The organism is Aliirhizobium wenxiniae (assembly GCF_019511445.1).
In the GTDB taxonomy this organism is placed as follows: domain Bacteria; phylum Pseudomonadota; class Alphaproteobacteria; order Rhizobiales; family Rhizobiaceae; genus Neorhizobium; species Neorhizobium wenxiniae_A.
Genome location: NZ_JAEUAN010000055.1, coordinates 1 through 1,940 on the forward strand (window position 1 = coordinate 1; position 1,940 = coordinate 1,940).

Genomic DNA, 1,940 nt, shown 5'->3' on the forward strand with positions numbered 1-1,940 from the left:
AAGGTAGTGCGCTAACCGCAAGGAGGCAGCTAACCACGGTAGGGTCAGCGACTGGGGTGAAGTCGTAACAAGGTAGCCGTAGGGGAACCTGCGGCTGGATCACCTCCTTTCTAAGGAAGCTGTGGAACCGGTAAGACGCTGAGACATGTCTCAGATGAACCTTCCCGTGCTTTTTAGAACAAGATCGGACCAGTCAGGTCACGATCGCAACGTAATACGCCACGGAATGCTTTTGCATCGGATGGTATGGCGAAAACCGCCGACTACGTTTCTCTTTCTTCATTAGGATATGTCCTCACGGCGGTGCCGCGATCTTCGATCGCTCGCCTCCGGACAGGGCGCCGGACGACCGGCGGCTCGGCTTTGCCGGCTGATGGTGCCCATACGCGAACACAGCAGATGGGCCTGTAGCTCAGTTGGTTAGAGCACACGCTTGATAAGCGTGGGGTCGGAAGTTCAAGTCTTCCCAGGCCCACCATTTGCTTTTTGTAAATGTTGGTTTTTGGGTTTACCTGATCCTGGCAGTTTGTTCTGTCAGGTGTTGTCGATGGTTGGGGCTGTAGCTCAGCTGGGAGAGCACCTGCTTTGCAAGCAGGGGGTCAGCGGTTCGATCCCGCTCAGCTCCACCAATTCGCTTTTGGTGTCGAGATGACGGGTGCATATCCTTTGAAGAAGTAAAAGTTTGCACATCGCTTTGAGCGTTGTGCCTGTTCTGCAAAAATCGTGAAGAGAAGATTGATCTGGAGGCTTCCAGGTTCGGATTTAGGTCCGAGTTTGAAGCTGATCCTTATGATGTCGTTGATGGCCTAGCCGGCCGGATACGAAAGAGGGATCGGTGGAGATAGGAAGCTTGTCACTCTGGTCGGTCATTGTTTGAGCCTTTGGGTTCATCTGATGACTTATTGATGTCCGTTTGCTAACCGCGCGGACCCGGATTTAATCTCGAGAAGCTGGTCTTATGATCAGACGTGAAGTAGGTCGCTCGGCGTGACCTCGATAAAGCGATCTGATCGAAAAGAACACGTCGATGTCATCATGAGATGGTTGGGTTGTAAAAGGTAGCCCTTCCGCTGCTCGTTTCGTCGAAACGACAGCTAACTGATGAGCATTGGCAATGAGAACGATTAAGTGTCGTAAGGGCATTTGGTGGATGCCTTGGCATGCACAGGCGAAGAAGGACGTGATACGCTGCGATAAGCTGTGGGGAGCTGCGAATAAGCTTTGATCCATGGATCTCCGAATGGGGCAACCCACCTTAAATACCTAGAAAGTTTAAGCCGTACTTCGGTACGGTTTAGGTTTCTAGGTATTGATATAAGGTATCTAACTTTCGAATACATAGGGGTTAGAAGCGAACTCAGGGAACTGAAACATCTAAGTACCTGAAGGAAAGGACATCAACCGAGACTCCGCAAGTAGTGGCGAGCGAACGCGGACCAGGCCAGTGGCAATCAGGAATAAAGCCGAACAAGTTGGAAAGCTTGGCTAGAGTGGGTGATAGCCCCGTAGGCGTAGAACACTGATTGTCCTTGAGTAGGGCGGGACACGTGAAATCCTGTCTGAACATGGGGAGACCACTCTCCAAGCCTAAGTACTCGTGCATGACCGATAGCGAACAAGTACCGTGAGGGAAAGGTGAAAAGCACCCCGACAAGGGGAGTGAAATAGAACCTGAAACCGGATGCCTACAAGCAGTCGGAGGGCGCAAGCCTGACGGCGTACCTTTTGTATAATGGGTCAACGACTTAGTGTAACTAGCAAGCTTAAGCCGGTAGGTGTAGGCGCAGCGAAAGCGAGTCTGAACAGGGCGTTCAGTTAGTTGCATTAGACCCGAAACCGAGTGATCTAGCCATGAGCAGGCTGAAGGTTGGGTAACACCAACTGGAGGGCCGAACCCGCATCTGTTGCAATAGATTGGGATGACTTGTGGCTAGGGGTGA

2 tRNA genes and 2 rRNA genes are annotated in these 1,940 nt (G+C 51.7%); all 4 read left to right on the forward strand.

The annotated features are described in order from the left end of the window. A 16S ribosomal RNA gene (locus tag JNB91_RS30195) occupies positions 1-110 on the forward strand; the annotation flags it as partial. A gap of 291 nt (positions 111-401) precedes the next feature. Continuing rightward, a tRNA-Ile gene (locus JNB91_RS30200) sits at positions 402-478 on the forward strand. Positions 479-553: 75 nt separating this feature from the next. Next, positions 554-629 (forward strand) — tRNA-Ala (locus JNB91_RS30205). A 493-nt stretch (positions 630-1,122) separates the two neighbouring features. Continuing rightward, positions 1,123-1,940 (forward strand): 23S ribosomal RNA (locus JNB91_RS30210); the annotation flags it as partial.